Raw genomic sequence first — 21,278 nt, forward strand, 5'->3', positions numbered from 1 at the left:
GCCTCACACTTGCGCGCATGGCACCCTCGCCCGACACCCCGCCCTCCCCGGTCGCCGATTTCGAGGCCTCCCTCGACCAGCTCGAACAGCTGGTGGAGAAGATGGAGCACGGCGAAATGAGCCTCGAGGAATCGCTCGCCGCGTACGAACGCGGCGTCGGCCTCTATCGCAAATGCCAGACCGCGCTGGAACAGGCCGAACTGCGCGTGCGCCTGCTCACCGATCCCGAACAGCCCGACAACGCCGAACCCTTCGGCGCGCCATCCGCGGATGCCTGACATCGATTTCGCGGCGTGGCGCGCGCGCGTCGACGCCGCGCTCGCGGCCGCACTTCCCGAAGCGAATACGACGCCGCAACGGCTCCACGAAGCGATGCGTTACGCCGCCACCGATGGCGGCAAGCGCATGCGCCCGTTGCTGGTGTACGCCGCGGGTACCGCATTCGGCGCCGACCTCGACGCACTCGATGCGCCCGCCGTCGCGGTCGAACTCATCCACGCCTACTCGCTCGTGCACGACGACCTCCCCGCGATGGACGACGACGCGCTGCGTCGCGGCAAACCCACCGTGCATGTCGCCTTCGACGAGGCCACCGCGATCCTCGCCGGCGATGCGCTGCAATCGCTCGCGTTCGACGTGCTCGCGCACGCGCCGCTCGATGCACTGCGCCGCGTCGGAATGCTCGCCGAACTCGCGCGTGCGTCCGGCGTGGCCGGCATGTGCGGCGGCCAGGCGCTCGACATCGATGCGACCGGCGGCGCGGCGATCGCCCTGCTCGAACTCGAACGCCTGCATGCGATGAAAACCGGGGCGCTACTGCGTGCCTCGGTGCGGCTCGGTGCGATTGCCGCGGGCGCCGACATCCCGACGCGCGTGCGACTCGACACATTCGCCGATGCGCTGGGCCTCGCCTTCCAGGTGCGCGACGACCTGCTCGACGTCGAAGGCGACAGCGCCTCGCTCGGCAAGACGGCCGGAAAAGATGCGGCGCAACAGAAAGCGACGTTCCCGGCCTTGCTCGGCCTCGATGCCACGCGCGCGCGCCTGTCAACGCTGTCCGATGCGATGCGCGATGCGCTGGCACCGTTTGGCGCGCAGACCGAAGCCCTCGCGGCCCTCGGCCGCGCGGCGGTAGAACGGAAACACTGAGCCATGGCCCGGCGCAAGCGTCGCTCGCGCACCTTCCTCGGCGTCATCGACGCTGCGATGGCCACCTCGGCGCAAGCCTTCATCGATGGCTGGGGCCGGCTCGAACGCGCGTACAAGCGTCCGCTCGCGCACCTGGCGTTGCGCGTGCGCTTCGCGTTCTATCCGTTGCTCGCACTCATCGCGGTCGGCTGGCTCGTGTACGACTGGAATGGCGACCGCTCGCTCGACGCCGCGGAAGATGCAGTCTTCGACAAGGTCATCAAGAGCCGGCCGTTCGAACCGCAACCCTCCAGACGCGTCATCGTCGTCGAGATCGATGATTGTTCGATCGGTTACTTCGACCGGCGCGGTGAGGGCGGCTGGCCGTGGAGCAGGCAACGGCATGCCGACCTGCTGGAAGCGCTCGACCAGGCGGGAATCAAGTCGGTGGGTTACGACGTGATGTTCCCGGACCTTTCGAAAAAAGATCCCGACGGCGACGGCTCGCTCGACCTGATGGCCACGGGCGGCGCCGGGCGCTTCTACTTCGCCGCATCGCACCTGCACGCCGACTTCGATGCGTCCGCGCAGAATGCGACCTTCGCATCGCAGGTACCCGGCGCATTTGCGCTGGCGACCGATGCACGCAAGCCCGGTCCACGCGTCGCCCTGTCGTTTCCCTACGGCGACGGGATGCGACGGTATTCCGGCCTGGTCGACGTCGCGCGTTCGGTCGATGGCATCCTGCGCGACATGCCGCTTTACGAGCACGAGGGCGACTGGGGCCTTCCGTCGCTGCCGCTGCGATTGGCGGCGCAGGACACCGGGCGTGCGATGACGTCGTTTCCCGCCTCCGTGCGCCCCAACTGGCGCGCCGATTCGCGCCTGCCGTACGTAAGCGCCGCAGACCTGATCGAAGGAAAGCCGATCTGTCGCGACAAGACGGAGGCCTTGCCGACGCTGAAGAATTCGATTGCGCTCATCGGCTACACCGCGTCCGGGCTCAACGACACCAAGCCCACGCCCGTCAACATGGCGATGCCGGGCGTGGAGATCCATGCCGAAGCGGTGGCCGCGCTCGTGGACGACAGCGCCATCTGGATGCCGCCGGCCTCGTTGAAATACGTGCTCGCCGCCATCCTGGTCGTCCTCACCGCCTTCGCGTTCTGGCGCGGGGAACCAGCCACCGACATCGATTCGATCTTCGTCGCCACCAACCTGTTGCTGCTCGTGCTGGCGTATGCCGGATTGACGTTCTTCGGCGTGTTCCTCGACATCTTCGCCAGCGTCGGCTTCGTCAGCCTCTGCTTCGGCCTGTGCCGCACATATGCCGGCGTGCAGCGCGGGCGCGCGGTGGGCAACGCGGATTTCCTGCCGGAATTCGATCCCGACCAGGACCGCTGGATGGTGTTCGCGCGCGTGCGCTTCGCGGTCTACCCCTCGCTCGACGAACACGCCGCCGCGCGCCGCCGGCGCGAGTATCGCCGCCGCCTGCGCCGTTTCCTGTATGCGGGCAGCGACGCGGTCATGCTCGAGGGCGTGGTCGAACGCAAGAGTTGGCTGCACGAGACGCTCGACGACCTGATGGTGCTCGTCTGGAAGGGCAACACGCGCGCTGAAGCGGTGCAGCGCGCACGCCACGACCTGGGCGCGCTGCACGATCATCTGAATACGCACAACGATCGCCTGGACGACGACGGCACCGTGAAGGTTTGCGTCGTCACCTCCGAACTCGATGACAACGCCGACGACAGCCATCGCGGCGAGCGATTGCGCTTGCGCGAGGCGCTGGGCAACGCGTTGGATCGGCAGGAAGAGTGGCCGCTTTCCCGGCAAATTCCGTTCATGCAAGCAGACGAGGTTCGCGCCGGAGCTGCTGCATGCAATCCCGATTCACCCAACGACGCTTCATCCAACGACTGATCCTTGGCTGTGCGCTCGCGCTGTGCGGCGCGGCCGCTTTCGCCGCGGGGCAAACCGCGACGGTGCACAAGCCCACCGTGGACGTGCACGGTGCGCCCGACCTGAAGTCGCCCACGGTCGCGACGCTCAAGCAGAACGACCAGGTCAGCGTCGCGGGCCAGCAGGGCCTGTGGTTCCAGGTCACCCTGCCCGCCGGCGGTAGCGGCTTCCTGCGCGTGAACGATGTGCGCATGCAATATGCGAAGGCCGGCACCAGCGGCAACGCGTTGTTCACCGGCAAGGCCGGCAAGGGCCGCGTTTCGGAAACCGCCGGCGTGCGCGGCATCGACGAAAGCGACCTGAAGTCCGCGGGCTACGACGCCACGCAAATGGCGCAGCTCGAAAGCAATCGGGTGACGCCGCAGGCCGCCGCATCGGATGCGAACGCGAAGGGATTGCAGGCCCGGCAGGTGGCGTTGCCGAACGAGTTCAAGCCCGTCGCCGACACCGGACCCAAAGCGACGCAGCAAGAAAAGCGCGGCGGTTTGTCGCTCGCGCGCGGGTTGTTGTCGGCAGTCGGCATCGGCGCACCGGCGCCGGTGGATTCGGCGGCGAATGTCGCCGAAGCGGCGCAGGGCAAGTCGGAAACCGAACAGGCCGCCGAAGAAGCCGCGCTCGGCCCGGAGATCGCGGGCCGCGTCCTCGGCGCCGCTAAGCTCGTCGACGATCCGCAAGCGCAGGCGCGCGTGAATCGCGTCGGTCGGTGGATGGCGTCGCAGACTTCGCGCCCCGACCTGCCATGGAGCTTCGGCGTGATCGACACGCCGGAAATCAACGCGTTCGCAGCGCCCGGCGGGTACATCCTGATCACGCGCGGAATGTACGAGTTGCTCGGCGACGATGAAGAAGTCGCCGCGGTCATCGGTCACGAACTCGCGCACATCGTGCAGCGCGACCATTACAACGTCATCAAGAAACAGGAAACGCAGGGCGCGTTGACGGACGCAGCGTCGTCCAACGTCGCCGTCGGCGGCGGGATTGCGGGCAGCATGGCGAAGGAGTACGTGGCCAGGCACGGCGCGACGATCCTGGCCACCAGCCTGGACCGTGGCGCGGAGTACAACGCCGACCATGCGGCGCAGGTCTACTTGGCGCGCGCGGGCTACGATCCGCTGGCGCTGTACGCGGTGTTGCAGAAGATGATGGCGGCCGGCACCACTTCGGGCAGCCTGGCGCAGTTGTACAAGACCCATCCGCCGCTGGACGAGCGGCTGGACCGCCTGGACCGCGATCAGGTCGCGGGACGGTGACGGGCTTCTCTCATTCGACATCCACCACGCGCTTGACGCGGGCGGACGGGCGGCCGACAGTTCGGTTACCGGGCCGCAGTGCGGGCGCGATCCACTTCAACGGGGACACGCAATGAACGATATCGATCCGAGCAACACCGCTTCGACGGGTATTTCGCAGGAGGAGCGCCAGTGGGCCATGTTCGCGCATCTGTCCGCGCTCGTAGGCCTGGTCATTCCGTTCGGCAACATCATCGGGCCGCTCGTGATCTGGTTGATCAAGAAGGAGACCATGCCCTTCGTCGACAACCAGGCCAAGGAGGCGCTCAACTTCCAGATCACCGTGACCATCGCGATGATCGTGTCGGCGATCCTGATCCTGGTGGTCATCGGCTTCGTGCTGATGTTCCTCATTGGTCTGGCGGCACTCGTGCTGACGATCATCGCCGCGATCAAGGCGAACGAAGGCAACGCTTACCGTTATCCGTTCACGCTGCGTCTGATCAACTGACGTTTGCTTGGGCGACATCGAAAGGGGCGGCGCGGAAGCGTCGCCCTTTTTTGTGTCCGTGAGTAAAGCGCGCGCACCATCATTGGCGCGCCGCTGGGGCATTACCTTGCGGGTCGCTTCGATCAGGGGGCTTTCGCTGGGGCAGTCATTGGGCCTGCAAGCCGAGCTTTGCAGGTAGCTGATCGTTTTCGCCTGATGGCCGCTGGCCGGTTCACCTTGCGTAACCGCCTACGGGATGCCCCCTCAACAGGAGAGCCGCGATGCGTACACGAAATCGAGTTGGCGGGGCGATGCTTTCCTGCGCGCTCGCCTTGGCATCGGGGGCGGCGGTGGCCGCCGAGCCGATGCCTGCCGGCGACTGCTTCCTGGCCGGAATGAAGGCCAATGATGCCGATGCGGTCGCCGCGTGTTACGCCGACGACGCGATCATCTGGTTCCCGGGCGGACCGATGGCCAAGGGGCGCACGGCGATCCGCGATGGGTTCGCGGGTTACATGGCGAGCATGACGGTCAAGGACGCCGTGCTGTCGCAGATGGGCGAGGAAGCGCTGGGCGACACACGCGTGACGTGGGGTACCTACGCGATCACGCTCGTCGACAAGAAAACCGCGGCCGAATCGGTGGAACACGGACGGTACGTAGACGTGCAGAAGAAAATCGATGGGCGCTGGCAATACATCGTCGACCACCCGTCCGACGATCCTGCGCCTGTCGCGAAGTAGGCTAAAAGCGCTACACCATCATTGCCGCGTCGCCCGAACGTGGTGTGTTCCAAATTTTTTGGGGAAAAAATCTGAAACTCACCACGCTGGGGCATCACCTGTAACGGGATGGCGGGACCAGTCGCTGGAATGACTGCGACCGGCTTTCAAACACCGTCGGTCAGAACGGATTGAGCTCGAAGTCACCGATCGCGGCAACCACCCATCGCTGGTCCGCAACCGTCGCAAGATTCTTCGGCGTAGCGCCATTCCCCGACGGCCATTCCACGTTGCGGCCCGTGGCGCTGTCGCGCCACAGCACATCCGACTTCCCGTCGCCTTCGAAATCGCCGATGCCGGCGACCTTCCAGCTCACCGCCATCGCCGGCAACGCGATCGCGGCCTGCGAACGGCCGGCGGGCCAGATCACGTTGAGACCCGTCGACGCGTTGCGCCAGAGAATGTCGTCGCTCCCGTTGGCATCGAAATCGCCCACGCCCGCGACCTGCCAGGTGAGCAAGGGCATGGCACTCACCACCAGCGGCGTTGCGGAATTCGCACGCTTCCAGATCGTGTTGCCGCCGGTCCGGGAGTTGCGCCACAGCACATCGTCGTAGCCGTCGCCGTCGAAATCGCCGACACCCGCGACCTTCCATTCGGGATTCGACGTGGTGAGCAGCGAATAGCGATTGACGCCATGCCGCCAGATCACGTTCTGACCGGTGGCCGAATCGCGCCACAACACATCGAACAAACCGGTGTTGGTATCGAAACGACCGGAACCCGCAAGCACCCAGGTGGTCTTCTGGAGCGTCGGCAGGTTGTAGGACGCGTCGTTCTGCGCCGACGCCCAACCGACGTTGCGGCCATCCTTGACGTTGCGCCAGATCAGGCTGTTGACGGCGTTGAGGCGCGACACGCCGACACCGACGATCTGCCAATCGAAGCTGGTCACGGCCGCGACGGCCTTGGTCTGCGTGTTGATGCCGCCTTTCCAGATGATGCTGCCGCCGGTGGTGGTGTGGCGCCACAGGATGTCGGAGGTCGGGCGCTGCTGCGCCTGGGCCCCCAACGATACGCAGCCCAGCGCCAACGCAATCCAGCACGCACGATTGATCTTCACGACGATCGTCTCCGTTCGATTCCCGAGGGGTGACTGCTGCGTGAACGCGGCAGGGTCCGGGCAATTCTGCCAATTGCCGCGGCCCGGGAGATCGGCAGTCCGATGGCCGTTGCCATCGATTCAGAGAGCGGGCGACCATCAGGGCTGTCAAGGGTCAACGCCCTTGGGTTGGGCCACAGGGTGTCCGCTTTCGACCATTGCGGCCATTGGAGGCGCGGGCTAAATTTTCCGCAGTCACGCCGCCAAAGGCGGCGGCGGAAGGCAAATCGAATGCGATTTCAGGACCTGTGGTACTCCAAGGAGCATCGCTTTTCGTTGGGCCGAGATTTGAAGTCTGGAACACCTTTCATCTCGATCCCCGTGAGCAACCGCTTGGTTGATTACGAAGAGTTCTACGAGATCGACGAGGCAACGCTTGAATGCTTTCTGCTCGATCCCATGGCGGCGCTGCCGTTAGTGGCCAGGTGTAGGGCGCGACTGGAAGACGGGCGCCTTATCCTGCCGCCCGGAACCGATCGCGGCGTGGCGATCTGATTCGTCAGGGGTGACCGCTTTCGACCTCTGGCGGACATTCGGATTCCCACTTAATCTCATCCACGTCGTCAGGGGGTGGCATGAACAAACTGGATGAATATACAGACGTGTTGAGCCGTCTGGTGGCGGAGACCGTCGCCTGTACGCCTGGGGAGTGGAGTCGCGGGCGACTCACGATCGTGGCAGACGGCGTTCGCATCAACTACAAGTTGAAAAATGAAGGCGAGCCTGGAACTGCTTCAATCAGTGAATTGCTTCGTGATCTGATTGATGAGTTATACGTCAGGATGGATAGCCACGGCGATACGTGGGTCGAGGCGAATCTCGACTTTCGCCTGGACGGCGAAAAAATTGAGCACCAATCGTCATTCAAATACGTGGAGACATCTGTTTCGACTCCCCCGCCGAAGAAGCCGTGGTGGAAGTTTGGCGGGGGGAATGCCTGACACGACGCGTTCGCGGCTCGGCTGGTGTCAAATCCCAGCGAATGTCCGCTTCTGGCCGATAGCGGCGGCGATCTGCAAGGCTTGCCTTACTCGCCAGCCACCGTCATGCGGCCGACCAGAATCGATCCGCACCGAATATGCGAGCGCGGATCCACGTCCGTCCCCACCGCCTCGATCGCCGAAAACATCTTCTTCAGATTCCCCGCAATCGTGATCCCGTCGACCGCGAACTTCACTTCGCCGTCTTCGATCCAGAATCCCGCCGCACCGCGCGAGTAATCGCCCGTCACCGTGTTGACGCCCTGCCCCATCAACTCCGTGACCAGCAAGCCGCGCGGCATCCCGCGCACCATCGAATCGAAATCGCCGGCGTTCGCGCGAATCCGAAGGTTATGCACGCCGCCGGCATTCGCTGTCGTCTGCAGACCGAGCTTGCGCGCCGAATAACTACCCAGCACGTACCGCTGCAGCACGCCACCGTCGACCAACGATGAAGCACGCGTCGCGACACCTTCCGAATCGAACGACGCCGACCGGAACCCGCGCACCAGGAACGGATCTTCCTCGATGGAAAACCAATCCGGGAACAACTGCGTCCCCACCGAATCGACGAGGAAACTGGCCTGGCGATACAAGGCCCCACCCGACACCGCACCCAACAGATGCCCGACCAGGGAACGCGCGATTTCCGCAGAGAACAACACCGGCACCTCGCCCGTCGGCAACGAACGCGGCGCCAGGCGCGACGCCGCACGCTCCGCCGCATGGCGCCCGACGGCCACCGCCGACTCCAGATCGTCCGCGGAGATCGCGGTCGTATACCAACCGTCCCGCTGCATCTGGTCACCGCGACCGGCGATCAACGCACAACCGATCGTGTGCTGCGTACTGCGTTCGGCACCCAGGAACCCGTGCGAATTCGCATACACGCCGAGCGATTCGCTGCTGCCCACCGACGCACCGTCGCTGTTCTCGATGCGCGCATCCTGATCGCGCCCGGCCTGCTCGCACGCCAGCGCGATGTCGAGCGCGCGATCGGCATCGATGTCCCACGGATGCCAGCCGTCGAACTCGCGCAAGTCCGTCGCCATCAATTCGCGATCGGCCAAGCCCGACGCCGCGTCGTCCTCGGTGTGCCGTGCGATCGCGCAGGCCTGCTCCACCGTGGAGGCCAGGCTCTCCTCGCGCAGGTCGGCGGTGCTGGCGCTGCCCTTGCGCTTGCCGAAGTACACGGTGACGGCGATCCCCCGATCGCGCGTGGATTCGACGGTTTCCACCGCCCCCATGCGTACGTTCACGTTGAGGCCGTGCTCCTGCGAACAGGAGACCTCGGCCTGTGAGGCACCGGCGGCGCGGCAGCGGTCGAGCAGCTCGCGGGCGATGTCCGACAGCACGCCCATGCGGGCGACGCTTTCATCGCGGGTGGAGGCCGGACCGGCCGTCGACAGGGGGGCGTTGTCCAATGGTCTATCCTTGAAAGCGAACAATGGCAGAGGTCATACGATGCGCGGGAAGGACGAAGAGACGGGCGAGTTCCTCAGCCCCAGTCGCAGCGAGCAGCGCCGCGCGGCGCTCGACGTGCTGGAACTGGGCGGCCGGCTCGCGGTGCTCAGCGACGCCCAACTGGCGAAGCTGCCGATCCCCGAAAGCCTGATGCCGCACATCCTCGAGACCCGCCGCATCACCGCGCACATCGCGCACAAACGGCAATTGCAGTACCTGGCCAAGCAGATGCGCCGGGAGGACGAGGACACGCTGGACGCGATCCGCGACGCGCTCGACGAAAAAGGCGAGGCCTCGCGCCGCGAAGTGGCGCAGATGCATCGCGTCGAAGCCTGGCGCGACCGCCTGATCGACGGCGGCGACGAAGCCCTGGCCGAGTTCCTCGACGCGTTCCCGCAATCCGACCGCCAACGCCTGCGCACGCTGGTGCGCAACGCGATCGAGGAACGCAACCGCAACAAGCCGCCGCGCGCGTTCCGCGAAATCTTCCAGGTGGTGCGCGACGCGATGCAGGTCGAATCGGAAGACAACGACGAAGACTGACGTCGGCGCGTTCACGCCTGGGTCCCACCCACCGTCAACTGATCGATCAACAAGCTCGGCTGCCCGACGCCGACCGGTACGCTCTGCCCATCCTTGCCGCACACGCCCACGCCCTCATCGAGTGCGAGGTCGTTGCCGATCATCTTGACCCGCTGCATCGTCTCCGGGCCGTTGCCGATCAGCGTGGCGCCCTTTACCGGCGCGGTGATCCTGCCATCTTCGATCAGGTAGGCCTCGGTGGCGGAGAACACGTACTTGCCGCTGGTGATGTCGACCTGGCCGCCGCCGAAATTCACCGCGTACAAACCCTTCTTCACCGAGCGGATCATTTCTTCGGGGTCGTGGTCGCCGGCGAGCATGTAGGTGTTGGTCATGCGCGGCATCGGCAGGTGCGCGAAGGATTCGCGGCGGCCGTTGCCGGTGGGCTGCATCCCCATCAGGCGCGCGTTGTGCGTGTCCTGCATGTAGCCGACGAGCACGCCGTCTTCGATCAGCGTCGTGCAGGACGTCGGCGTGCCTTCGTCGTCGACGTTGAGCGAACCGCGGCGGTTCGGCAGGGTGCCGTCATCCACGATGGTCACGCCCGGCGACGCCACGCGCTGGCCCATGCGGCCGGCATACGTCGAGGTGCCCTTGCGGTTGAAGTCGCCTTCCAGCCCGTGGCCGACCGCTTCGTGCAACAGCACGCCGGGCCAACCGTTGCCGAGCACGACGGGCATGACGCCCGCGGGCGCATCGATCGCTTCGAGATTGACCAGCGCCTGGCGCAGGGCCTCGCGGGCGAAATGTTCCGGTTTGTCGTCGGCCAGCAGCTCGGCATACGAATACCGGCCGCCACCGCCCGCGTAACCGCTTTCGCGCCGGCCGTTCTGTTCGACGATCACCTGGACGTTGAGGCGCACGAGCGGGCGCACGTCGGCGGCGAGCACGCCGTCGCTGCGCGCGACGAGCACCGTGTCGACGCCACCGGCCAGCGACACCATCACCTGTTTCACGCGCGGATCGGCGGCGCGCAACAAGCGATCGATCTCGCGCAGGGCTTCGACCTTGGCTTCGTTGGGCAGCCCGTCGATCGGATCTTCGGCGGCGTACAACGAACGACCGCTACCGGGCACCAGCGCGCGCGGCGACGCGGACGAGCCATCGCGCGCGATCGCACGCGCGGACTTCGCCGCTTCGATCAGCGCCGGTGTATCGATTTCATCGGAGTAGGCGAAACCCGTCTTCTCACCGGAGATCGCGCGCACGCCGACGCCCTGTTCGATCGCATGCGCGCCGTCTTTCACGATGCCGTCTTCCATCGTCCAGCTCTCGCGGCGCGCGTGCTGGAAATACAGGTCGCCGAAGTCGATGCCCGGGCCCAGCAATGTGCCGAAGGCCGTATCGAGCATCCCGGTGGCGAGGCCGGCGGGAAGGAGCAGGCGGGTTTCGGCAATCTTCAGCGGCAGGGTCATGTGTCGATCCGGGGGCGATGCGCATGGGGACGCAGACAAAGATGGTGATGCAACGGGCGTGACGCAACCGCCAGTGACGGCCTCATCCGTTCGGGGCATCGTCGGTCGATGCGCTGGAGCGCCCTTGCGGTTCGGATTTCTTGGTGACTTCGACCTTCGGATCCTTCCAGGGGCCGGTCACGCGGTAGGTCTTGGCCGTCAACTGGCCGATGGGTTTCTTCAGCACCGCGTTCGCAGCAGCGCCGATCGCCGCGCCGACGGGGCCACCAACGACCGCGCCGGCGACGGTCAGCAGGTTGCCCGTGCGCGGCACCACCTCGACGGTCTGGTCGAAGGTCTGTGCCTGCAGGTCCGCGGCGCCGCGGATCTCGATCTGCGCCGCCGGGCTGTCGATCGTGAGGTCGTCCGTGCGCGCCTTGCCCTGCGACAGGCGCACGTGGCCGTCGATGCGGTTGAACGCCAGGCCTTTCGAATAGAAGTCGCGGAAGTCCAGCAGCAGGCGCCGCGGCAACTGCGCGATGCTCAGCAGCCCGAGCACGCGCCCCGCGCCGGGTTCGATCTCCAGCAGCGTGCCTTCCGTCACGTCTAGGGCGAGCGTGCCGTCGACGCCGCGCGCACCGAACTCGCGTGGCGCGCCGGGCCAGGTCGCATCGAATTTCGCCGTGCCCTTGCCGCTCGCCAACTGGCCCGCGAGGCCGAAGCCATCCATCAACTTGCCGAAATCCTCGCTCTGGATCTGCAGGCCGACGCGCGTGCGTGCCGCCGCGCCCATGCCGTTCCATTCGCCGGTCACCGAGACTTTGTGCTGGTCGGATTGCGCCTGCAGCGTGTCGAAGCGCATGCCCGTCGCGGTCGGACGCGTGCGGACGACGGCCTTGCCCAGCGACAAGGCGTTGATGCGCAGGTCGGCGACGTCGAATGCGAGCGCCGGAATGGACGCCGGATCGATCGGATGCGCGTCGGGTTCCGGTGGTGCGGCGGGCGTGGTCGGCGCATTCGCGGGCCTGGCCGGTGAATGCCAGTACGCGCGTTCCATGCGGCCGGTAATGGCCGCACCCACCGCATCCGGCATCGTCGCCGTGCCGGCGAGCGCGGGTCCGCTGACGAGGACACTGCTGGCGTTGTTGTTTGCGGGCGAGACCTGCACGCGCGCGTCGGGGAAGACCCCGCCGAGCAACAACAGCTTGTCCGTGCGCACGTCGATGCGACGGAGGGGCAATCCACCGCCCTTCCCGTCGCCGCCGCCCTTCGCGCCTTGCGCCAGGCCGATCCAGTCGATGAGGTCGAGCGCCGGCGCGTGCCCCGTCGCAACCAGGCCGGACGCGGGTGGCGCTTCATCGACGCGATCGCTTCCGACCACGACGCGCAATCCGGTTTGATCGCCGCGCGAGCGCGCACGCAGGGCCAGGATGTTCGCGAAGGACACGCGCACTTCGCCCTCGCCCATCGGCAGATCGGCTTCGATGGTCGCGGGCAAGGCCGCAGTCGTGGCTTTGTGCAGCGGCGCCGGCAAATCGAGCGTGGTGCCGACGAGCGTCGAGCGCAGCGTGAGCTTGGTCGGCATCGCAGCCCTGCCGGTCGCCTTCGGCAATGCGAGCGCCACCGTCCACGGCGAGCGGCCATCCAGGTACGACCGCAACCACCCGAGGTTGCCCGCGCGATCGATGAGCGCCTTTGCGTCCATCGTCACCTGCATGTCGGCTTCGAAAGCCTGCGCCTTGTCGCGCACGAATGCCGTGCCGGCGCGCAGGCCGAGCGTGCCGGGTTGGCCTTCATGGCGCACCGACAGGGCATTCGCCGCGAAACCGCCGTCGCCGTAATCGGCTTTGCCGCGCACGTCTTCGAAGGCGAGATTCCAGCGCTTTTCGCGCAAGCGCGCGCCCTTGAGTTCGACCGTGCCCGTCGTGCGACCGACCGCGTTGGGCGCGTGCAGCGGCAACAGCATGTCGAAGGTGACATCCGCCGGTCCGCTGGCTTCGATGTTCGCCAGCGTCTCGCCGTTTTCCTTGTTGAGCGGACTGTGCTGCAGCAGGCCCACGAGCTTCGATGCATCGCTCGACCCCTGCGCCTGCACGTACAACTCGGACTTGCTGAAATCCGGGATGCCCGCGCGGATGTGCGGGATGTCGACGCCGGCGAGCGTCGCCTTGCCTTCGACGGAGAACCCGTTGCCGACGAAGCTGATGGGGCCGGACATGTGTTCGGTCGCCGGCCAGTCGGGCGAGAATTTCACCGTTGCGTCGTCGAGTTCGGCGTCGGCGCGGAACAAGCCGTTTTGGTGCAGGAAGGGCCAGTCGTCGAGATCGCCGGAGACGATCGCGCGGCCGTTCTTCAGACCACCGCCGACGAGCGCGGTGTCGAGCCAATGTTCCGTCGCATCCGGCATGAGGTGGCGGACGAGGAAGCCCTTGCCCGTCGGCAGCGTGGTCGGGTCCAGATCGACGGCAAAGTCGATCCACGGCCGCGTGCCATCGTTCTGGAACCACATCCCGCCGCGCGCATGCAGGCCGAAATCCCGGCCACGGACGCGGAAACCATCGGTGCCCACGCGCCAGCCCGCGCCTTCGCGCCACAACGCGATGCGCCCGGCCAGGGCCACCGGATGCACGACGCCGAAACCCGCCGGCCAGTCGAAATCGACGGTGGCCTTCGGATCGGCGGTGAACACCAGGCCGTCGGCATCGCCGATGACTTCGCCGGCGAGCTTGCGCAGGCCCGGCGAATTCCCGACCGGCGCGAACCCGACGCCCGAAATCGTGCCGTGCGCCTGCAACGCGCCCGCATGCATGCCGACGACTTCCACCTGCTGCAGCAACGCTTGCGGTTTCGCGAGCAGGATCCAGCGTCGCAGGCCCGCGTCCATGCGATCGCTCAGCGCCGCGGCCGCGAGCAGCGGACCGGCATCCACGCGTTCGGCGCGCATGCCGAAGCGCGTGCCGCCGATGAGCAGCAGGCCGTCGAGTTTTTGTTGACTCTTGTCGGTGTGGATCAGCAACTTCGGCGCATCGAAACGCCATTGCCCGCCCTCGTGCTGCAGGCGCGCGCGCAGTTCCACGTGGCCGAAGCGCGCCTGCGGGACGCGCACGCCGCTCGCATCGCGCAAGGGCGCGCCGCGCAGCGCCACATCGTCGAGCGTCGCATCCGTGACGATCGAAGCCACGCGATGGCCGCGCAACTGCGCCCACGCCTGCGCGCGCCCATGGCCGGATTGCACTTCCACGCCGAGCACGTGCAACAGCGGCGACCACGCCCCGAGGTCCGCCTTCTTCGCGCCGGCATAGGCCTGGCCATCGCCGCGCCTGCGGTCGAAATCCAGGGCGGCATCGAGCGGCGACACGTTCGGCCGCATCCACGCGCGCATGCCGCTGCGAATGCGGTCGCCTTCCACGCGCAGGCGCAGGTCGATGCGCGGGATCGTGGCGTCGATGCCGAGCGTCGGCGCCACGACGTGCAAGCGACCACCAATGATCTGCAATTCGCCGAGGCGTTCGAGCGCGGCGAAGGGATCGCCGCCTTCCTGCTGCTGCCCCGGCAAACCGCGCACGGACCAGAAGCCATCGGCCGCGCGTTCGACCGTGAGGTCCAGGCCACGCAGGCGCAGTTCGGAGAACGTGCCGCCCGGCAACAATCCGCCGTAGAGCGAGACGAGCATTTCGGTATCGCCGATCACCACCGACTGCGCGCCATCGCCGATGCGCAGATCGTCCAGCCGCAACAACGGGCCGCGGCGCGTCCATTGCGTTTCGACTTTCGCGAAGTGCATCGGCCGCCCGGCGCGTTCGCTGAGCCACGCGGCGATGTGGTCGGGATGTCGGTCGGCCAGCGGCAACAACTGTTTCGCGATGCCGACCAGCAAGGCGACGAAGATCAACGCAACGAGCGCGCCATAGCCGACGAAGCGCCGCCCGTGCCGCATCCGGCGTCTGAAAGGCGTCGGCATCTACCGCGTTCCGATGTCGTCAGAGCAGCACGACATCGAACTGCTCCTGCAGATACTGCTCGTCGGCCTGGAACCGGATCGACTTGCCGAGGAACTCTTCCAGCTCCGCCACCGCCGCGCTTTCTTCATCGGTGATGCGCGCGACGACCTTCGGCGAGGCGATCACCAGCAAACGCGCGGCTTCGAACTGCCGCACCGCGCGCGTGATCTCGCGGAAGATCTCGTAGGTCACGGTTTCGGAGGTCTTGAGCATGCCGCGGCCGCCGCATTCGTGGCAGGGCTCGCACAACTGGCGTTCGAGCGATTCCACGGTGCGCTTGCGCGTCATCTCGACCAGGCCGAGCGGCGAGAAGTCGTACACCGTGGTCTTGGCGTGGTCCTTGGCGAGCGACTTCTCGAGCGTGCGCAGCACCTGGCGGCGATGCTCGGCGTCGGTCATGTCGATGAAGTCGATGATGATGATGCCGCCCAGGTTGCGCAGCCGCAGTTGGCGTGCGACCGCCTGCGCCGCTTCGAGATTGGTGCGGTAAACGGTTTCCTCCAGGTTGCGCTGACCGAGGAAGGAACCGGTGTTCACGTCGACGGTGGTCATCGCTTCGGTCTGGTCGATGACCAGGTAGCCGCCCGACTTCAGGGGCACCTCTTTTTCGAGCGCGCGCTGGATCTCGTCTTCGACGCCGTACAGGTCGAAGATCGGGCGCGCGCCGGCGTAGGGTTCGATCTTCTCGGCCAGGCCGGGCATGTATTGCGCGGCGAAGGTCTGCAGGCGATCGCAGGTTTCGCGCGAATCGACCTTCACCTTTTCCACGTCGCGGCGGATCAGGTCGCGCACCGCGCGCAGTGGCAGGTTGAGGTCTTCGTAGATGCAGGCGCCGACCTTCGTCGCGCCCTGCTGGTCTTCCACCAGCGCCCACACGCGCCTGAGGTAGGCGATGTCCTCGGCGAGCGCCTCGGCCGGCTGCCCTTCGGCGTTGGTGCGCACGATGTAACCCTGCTCGCCGCCGCCGGCGAATTCGGCGACGAGGCTTTTCAGCCGCGCGCGTTCGGCCTCGTCCTCGATGCGCGAGGACACGCCGACCACGCGCGACTGCGGCAGCAGCACGAGGTAGCGCGAGGGAATCGAGAGTTGCGTCGTCAGGCGCGCGCCCTTGCTGCCGATCGGGTCCTTGACCACCTGCACGACGACGTCCTGGCCTTCGCGCAACAGCTCCAGGATCGGGCGCGGTTGCGCGGCCGGCAGCGGGGCTTCCTCACCGGCGACGGCGGGCAGCGTGGCCGCGCGCACGATGTCGTTGGCGTGCAGGAAGGCCGCGCGGTCCAGGCCGATGTCGATGAAGGCGGCCTGCATGCCGGGCATCACGCGCTGCACGCGGCCCTTGTAGATGTTGCCCACCACGCCGCGCCGCCAGCCGCGTTCGATGTGCAATTCCTGCAGCATGCCGTTCTCGACGACAGCCACGCGGGTTTCGCGCGGGGTGACGTTGACCAGGATTTCCTCGCTCATGCGCGTGCGCTCCCGGTCGATGTCGATGGCGTGATCCCGAATTCGCGCAACAGGCGCGCGGTTTCGTACATGGGCAGGCCCATCACGCCGGAGAAGCTGCCGGCCAGGTGCGCGATCAGGACCTGCGCGCGGCCCTGGATGCCGTAGGCGCCGGCCTTGCCGTCCCATTCGTGGCTTGCAAGGTAGGCCGCGATGTCGTCTTCGGACAACGTGGCGAAAGTCACCTGCGATTCGGAGACGACCTGTGCTTCGCGCCCGGCGCTGACCAGGCTGACGGCGGTGATCACCTGGTGCGTGCGGCCGGAGAGGCGCCGGAGCATCGCGGCGGCGTCGTCGGCGTCGCGCGGCTTGCCGAAGACTACGTCGCCGAGCACGACCTCGGTATCGGCGCCGAGCACGACCGCGCCGGGCGAGGTCATCACCTGCAACAGGCCGGCGCCGGCCTTTTCGCGGGCGACCCGGCGCACGTACTCGCCCGCCCCTTCGCCGGGGCCACGGTGTTCGGGGATGTCGAGCTCGAGGGTGCCGAACGTGTATCCCAGGCGGGACAGCAGTTCGGAACGTCGAGGGGAACGCGAGGACAGATGCAGCATCGGCAGGAGTCTAACCCGCGGCTGTACGGGGACATTCGCGCCGCTCCGACCCAACCCCATGAGGGCTCACAGTTCGTTCACTCCGCCGCACGACAGTGCCGCGATACGGAAAGCGCACCCTCACCCATGGAGCCTCGAATGACCTTTCGCCCCCTCACCCTCGCGACCGCGCTCGGCCTCGCCCTCGCCTTCGGAACCGCCATGCCGACCCACGCCCAGGAAACCCAGACCGCGCCCATCCCCGCCGACGGCACGCTGCTGTCGGTCTCCGCCCAAGCGGAAGCCCGGCGCGCGCCGGACGTTGCGACCCTCTCCGCCGGCGTCGTCACGCAGGCCGCCGACGCCAACGCCGCGATGCGCGACAACGCCACGCAGATGGATTCGGTGATGAAGGCGGTGCGCGCGGCCGGCATCGCCGAACGCGACATCCAGACGGCCGGCATCTCGCTGCAGCCGCAATACAAGTATGCGGAGAACACGCCGCCGACGATCACCGGCTACCAGGCCAGCAACACGCTGAACATCAAGGCCCGCGACATCGGCAAGCTCGGCAAGGTGCTCGATGCGCTCGTCGCCAGCGGCGCCAACCAGGTCAACGGCCCGACCTTCGAAGTGGACAAACCCGAACCGGCTTTCGACGAAGCCCGCCTCGCCGCGCTCGACAAGGCCAAGGCCCGTGCCGAGACCTACGCGAAGGCGATGGGCCTGCGCGTGCGCCGCGTGGTGAGCATCGCCGAAGGCGGTGCGGCGCGTCCGCCCATGCCGTACATGATGCGCGCCGAATCCGCGCAGATGGCCAAGGATACGTCGGTGTCGCCGGGCGAAACCACGTTGTCGGTGAGCCTTGACGTGATCTTCGAACTCGGGCGCTGACACTTGGGCCATCGCGCATCGCGCGCATTCGCGGGACCAGCGCCATGGCCGACAAGCAACGCGACACCCCGCCCGCGGCAGATCCGCGGGCGGGCCGCAATCCGGGGTATGCGGAGAATCAGCCGCGGGATAAGGGCGATGCGCAGGCGGAGGTGCCCAAGCCCGGGAATCAACCCGACGAGCCGGGCATCGACCGCGATACGGATGCGCAGCCGGACCCGGCAAGGAAACGTCGATAGCGTCGGGATTTGCCCCAAGTACCAATGGTGGTCGTTGCGCGCGCGGACATAGCATTTCGCGCGCCAACTCCCCACCAAAGGACTTCCCCCGATGCTGCAGGCAACCATCGAAACCGCCGTCATCAACGACGACTCCGTGCCGTGGATGCCGTTCGCGCCGTACAGCGACACGGTCATGGTCAAGTATTTCAAGCTCGATCCGATCCGCGGCGAAGTCATCGCCATGCTCAAGGCGCCCGCGCACACGGTGATGCCGCGCCATTACCACTCGGGCACGGTCATCGTGTACACGCTCCAGGGCGAGTGGAAATACCAGGAACACGACTGGGTCGCGACGCCCGGCAGCATCGTGTACGAAACCGCTTCGTCGCAGCACACGCCCCAGGCCTCCGGCAGCGAGGTGATCGCGCTGAACATCGTCTCCGGCGACCTGGTGTACCTGGACGAGAACGACCGCGTCGTGGCGATCGAGAACTGGAAGACGGCGTTGGACCGCTACCTGGCGTATTGCAAGGCCAACGGCATCAAACCGCGCGATCTGACGGCGTTCCGGTAAGCGAAGATCGGATTCGAACCGCAACCCCATGGCCTGGCCCCGTGCGTTGGAGTGAGTGAACGCTCACCCACGGAGGCCACGCCATGTCGCACACGATCGCGCCGACCCTGCCCCGCCGCCACGCGCAAGCCGGGCATCTGCTCGAACGCCCGAGCCCCGCGCGCATCACTGCAATCGCGGGCGTCATCGCACTGCATGGCGCGGCGCTGATCTTGTTGATGATGCCGATGGCGCCGCCGCAGGCGTTGCCGACGCCGGAAGTCGACATTCCCTACGTGCCGATCCAGAAAAAGGAAACGAAGCGGGTCGATCCGCCACCGGTGAAGCTCGACAAGATTCCGCCGCGCCCGACCACCACGCCGCGCGAAGTGGCGATCCCGCAACCGCCGGTCGTCGATCCCGTTGGCGCAGGTGTCGCACCGCCCTACGACCCGAATCCAGACTCAGCGATCGTGATCGACACGGTGCCGCCCGTCGTCGGGCCGGTGCACGCCGACAGCCTCGAATACGCCAGCGCACCGCCCCCCGCTTATCCGCGCGACGCGATGGTGCGCCGCATCGAAGGCACGGTGATCCTGGAAGTCCTGGTGGGGGTCGACGGCGTACCGCTCGACGTGCGCGTGGAGACGAGCAGCGGCAATCGCTCGCTGGACGAAGCGGCGCGCAAGCACATCCTGAAGAAATGGAAGTTCAAGCCTGCGACGAAGGATGGGCACGCCGTGCAGGCACTGGGCCTGGTGCCGGTGAAGTTCGTGCTGCGCTAGGCGCTGCTTCCACTATGCACGGTGGTAGGGGTGATTCGCCAACATCGCATTCGCCCGATACAACTGCTCGGCCAGCACCAGTCGAACCAGCATGTGCGGCAAGGTCAGCGGGCCGAGTGACCACGTGTCGTCGGCCCGCGCGATCACCTCGGGCGCATGGCCTTCCGGCCCGCCGATCAGGAAACACAGGTCGCGCCCTGCACCACGCCAGGCTTCCATGCGTTGCGCGAGTTGCTCCGAACTCCATGTGCGCCCGCGCCCGTCGAGTGCGACGACAAGCGCTCCTTTCGGAATGGCGGCCAGCACGCGCTGGCCTTCCTCGAAGGTCGCACGCGCGGCGTCGCGGCCCTTGCCGCGCACGCCGGGTTCGATTTCGACCAGGTCGAACGGCAGCCAGTGCGACAGGCGCTTGCGATATTCGGCGAATCCGTCGGCGACCCATGCCGGGGCGCGCTCGCCGACGGCGATGAGTCTTGCTTTCATCGCATTGACGTGCGCAATCGCACGCCGCAGTTACTCGCTGCGGCCGGCGGCCAGCGCGTCTTCTTCTTCCGGCGGCTGGTCGCCGACGGTCCACAGGCGCTCGAGTGCGTAGAACTCGCGCACGCGCGGCAGCATGACGTGGACCACGACGTCGCCCAGGTCGACCAGCACCCATTCGGCCTCGCGCTCGCCTTCGACGCCGAGCGGCATGCAGTCGAGCTTCTTGGCGTGGCGCACGACTTCGTCGGCGATCGACTTGACGTGGCGGGTGGAGGTGCCCGAAGCGATGACCAGGTGGTCGGTGACGCTGGTCTTGCCGCGGACATCGATCTCGACGACATCCTTTGCCTTGAGCTCCTCGACGGCGTTGCGCACGTGTTGGAGGAGGACGTCTGCCGGCGGCGGCGGATTGGGAAGGCGGGTCTTGATGACTTGCGCGGCAGTGGTCAAGGGCAGCTGAGCTCGGTGGTGACGCGGGGATTATACGAGGCGCTCGCGGCCGGTAGGCGTGAAACCGTCGGCATCACGAATCCAGGCGTCCGTAAAGGCCCGACTGGCGGATGAATGCGGCTACCGAAGCCGGCACCCAGTCGCCCCAGCGAGCGTCGCCGTCCGAGATCCAGCGCCGCAACTGCGTCGAAGACTCCGGCCGCTCGGCGCCGAGGGGGAATTCGGCGAACCCGCCGGCGGGCAGCGCGTGCAGTTGCGCCGGCAGGCACCAGCGCGGTGCGAGCTCGGCGTGGACCGTGGGTGCACGCGTGGCCAGGGCGTCCTGGTCGATGGGCGCGCCCGGGCGGTCGATCGCCAGCAGGTGGCCGAGGTCGAACAAGTCGCGCCAGCGATGCCAGGTGTCCAGTTCGAACACCGAATCGCCGCCCACCATCCACACCAGCGGCGCATGCGGCCCGTATTCGGCGCGCAGTTCGCGCAGCGTGTCGACCGTATAGGACGGGCCCGCGCGGCGCAGCTCGCGACGGTCGACGATCAACCCGGCTTCTCCCTGGACCGCGAGGTCGAGCATGTGCGCGCGTTGTGCCGCATCGGCGTGCGTCGGCCCCTTGTGCGGCGGATCGGCGGCGGGAATCAGATGGACGTCGGCGTGCAATGCGTCGCGCACTGCGCGCGCGATGGCCAGGTGGCCGGTGTGGACGGGATCGAAGGTGCCGCCGTAGCAGAGGACGAGCGGCGTCAC

22 protein-coding genes are annotated in these 21,278 nt (G+C 66.9%); 13 read left to right on the plus strand and 9 right to left on the minus strand.

Annotated features, from left to right (window positions below; translation table 11 throughout):
- Positions 1–17: 17 nt before the first annotated feature.
- From ACXJJ8_RS00565 to ACXJJ8_RS00590, 6 genes are all read left to right on the plus strand, one after another.
- On the plus strand, positions 18–278 hold the full coding sequence (locus ACXJJ8_RS00565) for an exodeoxyribonuclease VII small subunit (RefSeq protein WP_499026220.1): 261 nt from the start codon (positions 18–20) through the stop codon (positions 276–278).
- A complete protein-coding gene (locus ACXJJ8_RS00570) occupies positions 271–1,149 on the plus strand; it encodes a polyprenyl synthetase family protein (protein WP_499026222.1) in 879 nt (292 codons plus the stop codon). Before ACXJJ8_RS00565 ends, ACXJJ8_RS00570 begins: the two co-directional genes overlap by 8 nt.
- A gap of 3 nt (positions 1,150–1,152) precedes the next feature.
- Entirely contained in the window at positions 1,153–3,051 is a 1,899-nt protein-coding gene (locus ACXJJ8_RS00575) for a CHASE2 domain-containing protein (protein ID WP_499026224.1), read from the plus strand.
- On the plus strand, positions 3,009–4,340 hold the full coding sequence (locus tag ACXJJ8_RS00580; protein WP_499026226.1) for a M48 family metalloprotease: 1,332 nt from the start codon (positions 3,009–3,011) through the stop codon (positions 4,338–4,340). The genes ACXJJ8_RS00575 and ACXJJ8_RS00580 overlap by 43 nt, the downstream gene beginning before the upstream one ends.
- Before the next feature lie 112 nt (positions 4,341–4,452).
- Positions 4,453–4,830, plus strand: coding sequence for a DUF4870 domain-containing protein (locus tag ACXJJ8_RS00585; RefSeq protein ID WP_499026228.1), 378 nt, complete (start codon positions 4,453–4,455; stop codon positions 4,828–4,830).
- A 329-nt stretch (positions 4,831–5,159) separates the two neighbouring features.
- The gene (locus ACXJJ8_RS00590) at positions 5,160–5,552 is read left to right on the plus strand and encodes a YybH family protein (protein ID WP_499026230.1); all 393 of its coding nucleotides are present in this window, start codon (positions 5,160–5,162) and stop codon (positions 5,550–5,552) included.
- A gap of 160 nt (positions 5,553–5,712) precedes the next feature.
- Here ACXJJ8_RS00590 and ACXJJ8_RS00595 read toward each other — a convergent pair whose 3' ends face one another.
- Positions 5,713–6,654: an FG-GAP repeat domain-containing protein gene (locus ACXJJ8_RS00595; RefSeq protein WP_499026233.1), complete on the minus strand. Its 942-nt coding sequence runs from the start codon at positions 6,652–6,654 to the stop codon at positions 5,713–5,715.
- A 270-nt stretch (positions 6,655–6,924) separates the two neighbouring features.
- Between ACXJJ8_RS00595 and ACXJJ8_RS00600 the strand changes: the two genes are divergently transcribed.
- Both ACXJJ8_RS00600 and ACXJJ8_RS00605 read left to right on the plus strand, forming a co-directional pair.
- Complete coding sequence (locus tag ACXJJ8_RS00600; protein WP_499026235.1) at positions 6,925–7,188, plus strand: hypothetical protein; 264 nt, start codon at positions 6,925–6,927, stop codon at positions 7,186–7,188.
- An 80-nt stretch (positions 7,189–7,268) separates the two neighbouring features.
- Positions 7,269–7,634 (plus strand): hypothetical protein, encoded by a 366-nt coding sequence (locus tag ACXJJ8_RS00605; protein ID WP_499026236.1) that lies wholly within the window; start codon positions 7,269–7,271, stop codon positions 7,632–7,634.
- 86 nt (positions 7,635–7,720) lie between these two features.
- Here the strand turns inward: ACXJJ8_RS00605 and pmbA are convergent, their stop codons facing one another.
- Entirely contained in the window at positions 7,721–9,034 is a 1,314-nt protein-coding gene (pmbA, locus tag ACXJJ8_RS00610) for a metalloprotease PmbA (protein ID WP_499027177.1), read from the minus strand.
- A gap of 103 nt (positions 9,035–9,137) precedes the next feature.
- On the opposite strand from pmbA, the gene yjgA reads away from it, so the two are divergent.
- Positions 9,138–9,680, plus strand: coding sequence for a ribosome biogenesis factor YjgA (gene yjgA / locus ACXJJ8_RS00615; protein WP_499026238.1), 543 nt, complete (start codon positions 9,138–9,140; stop codon positions 9,678–9,680).
- Positions 9,681–9,691: 11 nt separating this feature from the next.
- Here the strand turns inward: yjgA and tldD are convergent, their stop codons facing one another.
- From tldD to ACXJJ8_RS00635, 4 genes are all read right to left on the minus strand, one after another.
- Positions 9,692–11,134 (minus strand): metalloprotease TldD, encoded by a 1,443-nt coding sequence (gene tldD, locus ACXJJ8_RS00620; RefSeq protein ID WP_499026239.1) that lies wholly within the window; start codon positions 11,132–11,134, stop codon positions 9,692–9,694.
- Between the two features lie 82 nt (positions 11,135–11,216).
- The gene (locus ACXJJ8_RS00625) at positions 11,217–15,074 is read right to left on the minus strand and encodes a YhdP family protein (RefSeq protein ID WP_499026241.1); all 3,858 of its coding nucleotides are present in this window, start codon (positions 15,072–15,074) and stop codon (positions 11,217–11,219) included.
- A 19-nt stretch (positions 15,075–15,093) separates the two neighbouring features.
- On the minus strand, positions 15,094–16,578 hold the full coding sequence (rng, locus tag ACXJJ8_RS00630; protein WP_499026243.1) for a ribonuclease G: 1,485 nt from the start codon (positions 16,576–16,578) through the stop codon (positions 15,094–15,096).
- The gene (locus ACXJJ8_RS00635; protein ID WP_499026245.1) at positions 16,575–17,171 is read right to left on the minus strand and encodes a Maf family protein; all 597 of its coding nucleotides are present in this window, start codon (positions 17,169–17,171) and stop codon (positions 16,575–16,577) included. The genes rng and ACXJJ8_RS00635 overlap by 4 nt, the downstream gene beginning before the upstream one ends.
- Positions 17,172–17,297: 126 nt before the next feature.
- Between ACXJJ8_RS00635 and ACXJJ8_RS00640 the strand changes: the two genes are divergently transcribed.
- The 4 genes from ACXJJ8_RS00640 to ACXJJ8_RS00655 all read left to right on the plus strand — a co-directional run bounded on the left by ACXJJ8_RS00640 (position 17,298) and on the right by ACXJJ8_RS00655 (position 19,603).
- Positions 17,298–18,044: an SIMPL domain-containing protein gene (locus ACXJJ8_RS00640; RefSeq protein ID WP_499026246.1), complete on the plus strand. Its 747-nt coding sequence runs from the start codon at positions 17,298–17,300 to the stop codon at positions 18,042–18,044.
- Positions 18,045–18,088: 44 nt separating this feature from the next.
- A complete protein-coding gene (locus ACXJJ8_RS00645; protein WP_499026248.1) occupies positions 18,089–18,283 on the plus strand; it encodes a hypothetical protein in 195 nt (64 codons plus the stop codon).
- A 91-nt stretch (positions 18,284–18,374) separates the two neighbouring features.
- Positions 18,375–18,839, plus strand: coding sequence for a 2,4'-dihydroxyacetophenone dioxygenase family protein (locus ACXJJ8_RS00650; protein ID WP_499026250.1), 465 nt, complete (start codon positions 18,375–18,377; stop codon positions 18,837–18,839).
- A gap of 83 nt (positions 18,840–18,922) precedes the next feature.
- Positions 18,923–19,603: an energy transducer TonB gene (locus tag ACXJJ8_RS00655; RefSeq protein WP_499026252.1), complete on the plus strand. Its 681-nt coding sequence runs from the start codon at positions 18,923–18,925 to the stop codon at positions 19,601–19,603.
- A gap of 12 nt (positions 19,604–19,615) precedes the next feature.
- Here ACXJJ8_RS00655 and rlmH read toward each other — a convergent pair whose 3' ends face one another.
- The 3 genes from rlmH to nadD form a co-directional block, all read right to left on the minus strand.
- Positions 19,616–20,086, minus strand: a complete 471-nt coding sequence (gene rlmH / locus ACXJJ8_RS00660; protein ID WP_499026254.1) for a 23S rRNA (pseudouridine(1915)-N(3))-methyltransferase RlmH — start codon at positions 20,084–20,086, stop codon at positions 19,616–19,618.
- Between the two features lie 30 nt (positions 20,087–20,116).
- The gene (rsfS, locus tag ACXJJ8_RS00665) at positions 20,117–20,536 is read right to left on the minus strand and encodes a ribosome silencing factor (protein WP_499026256.1); all 420 of its coding nucleotides are present in this window, start codon (positions 20,534–20,536) and stop codon (positions 20,117–20,119) included.
- 73 nt (positions 20,537–20,609) lie between these two features.
- Positions 20,610–21,278, minus strand: coding sequence for a nicotinate-nucleotide adenylyltransferase (gene nadD, locus ACXJJ8_RS00670; RefSeq protein ID WP_499026258.1), 669 nt, complete (start codon positions 21,276–21,278; stop codon positions 20,610–20,612).

The sequence above is a fragment of the Lysobacter sp. P5_C4 genome, assembly GCF_054049695.1.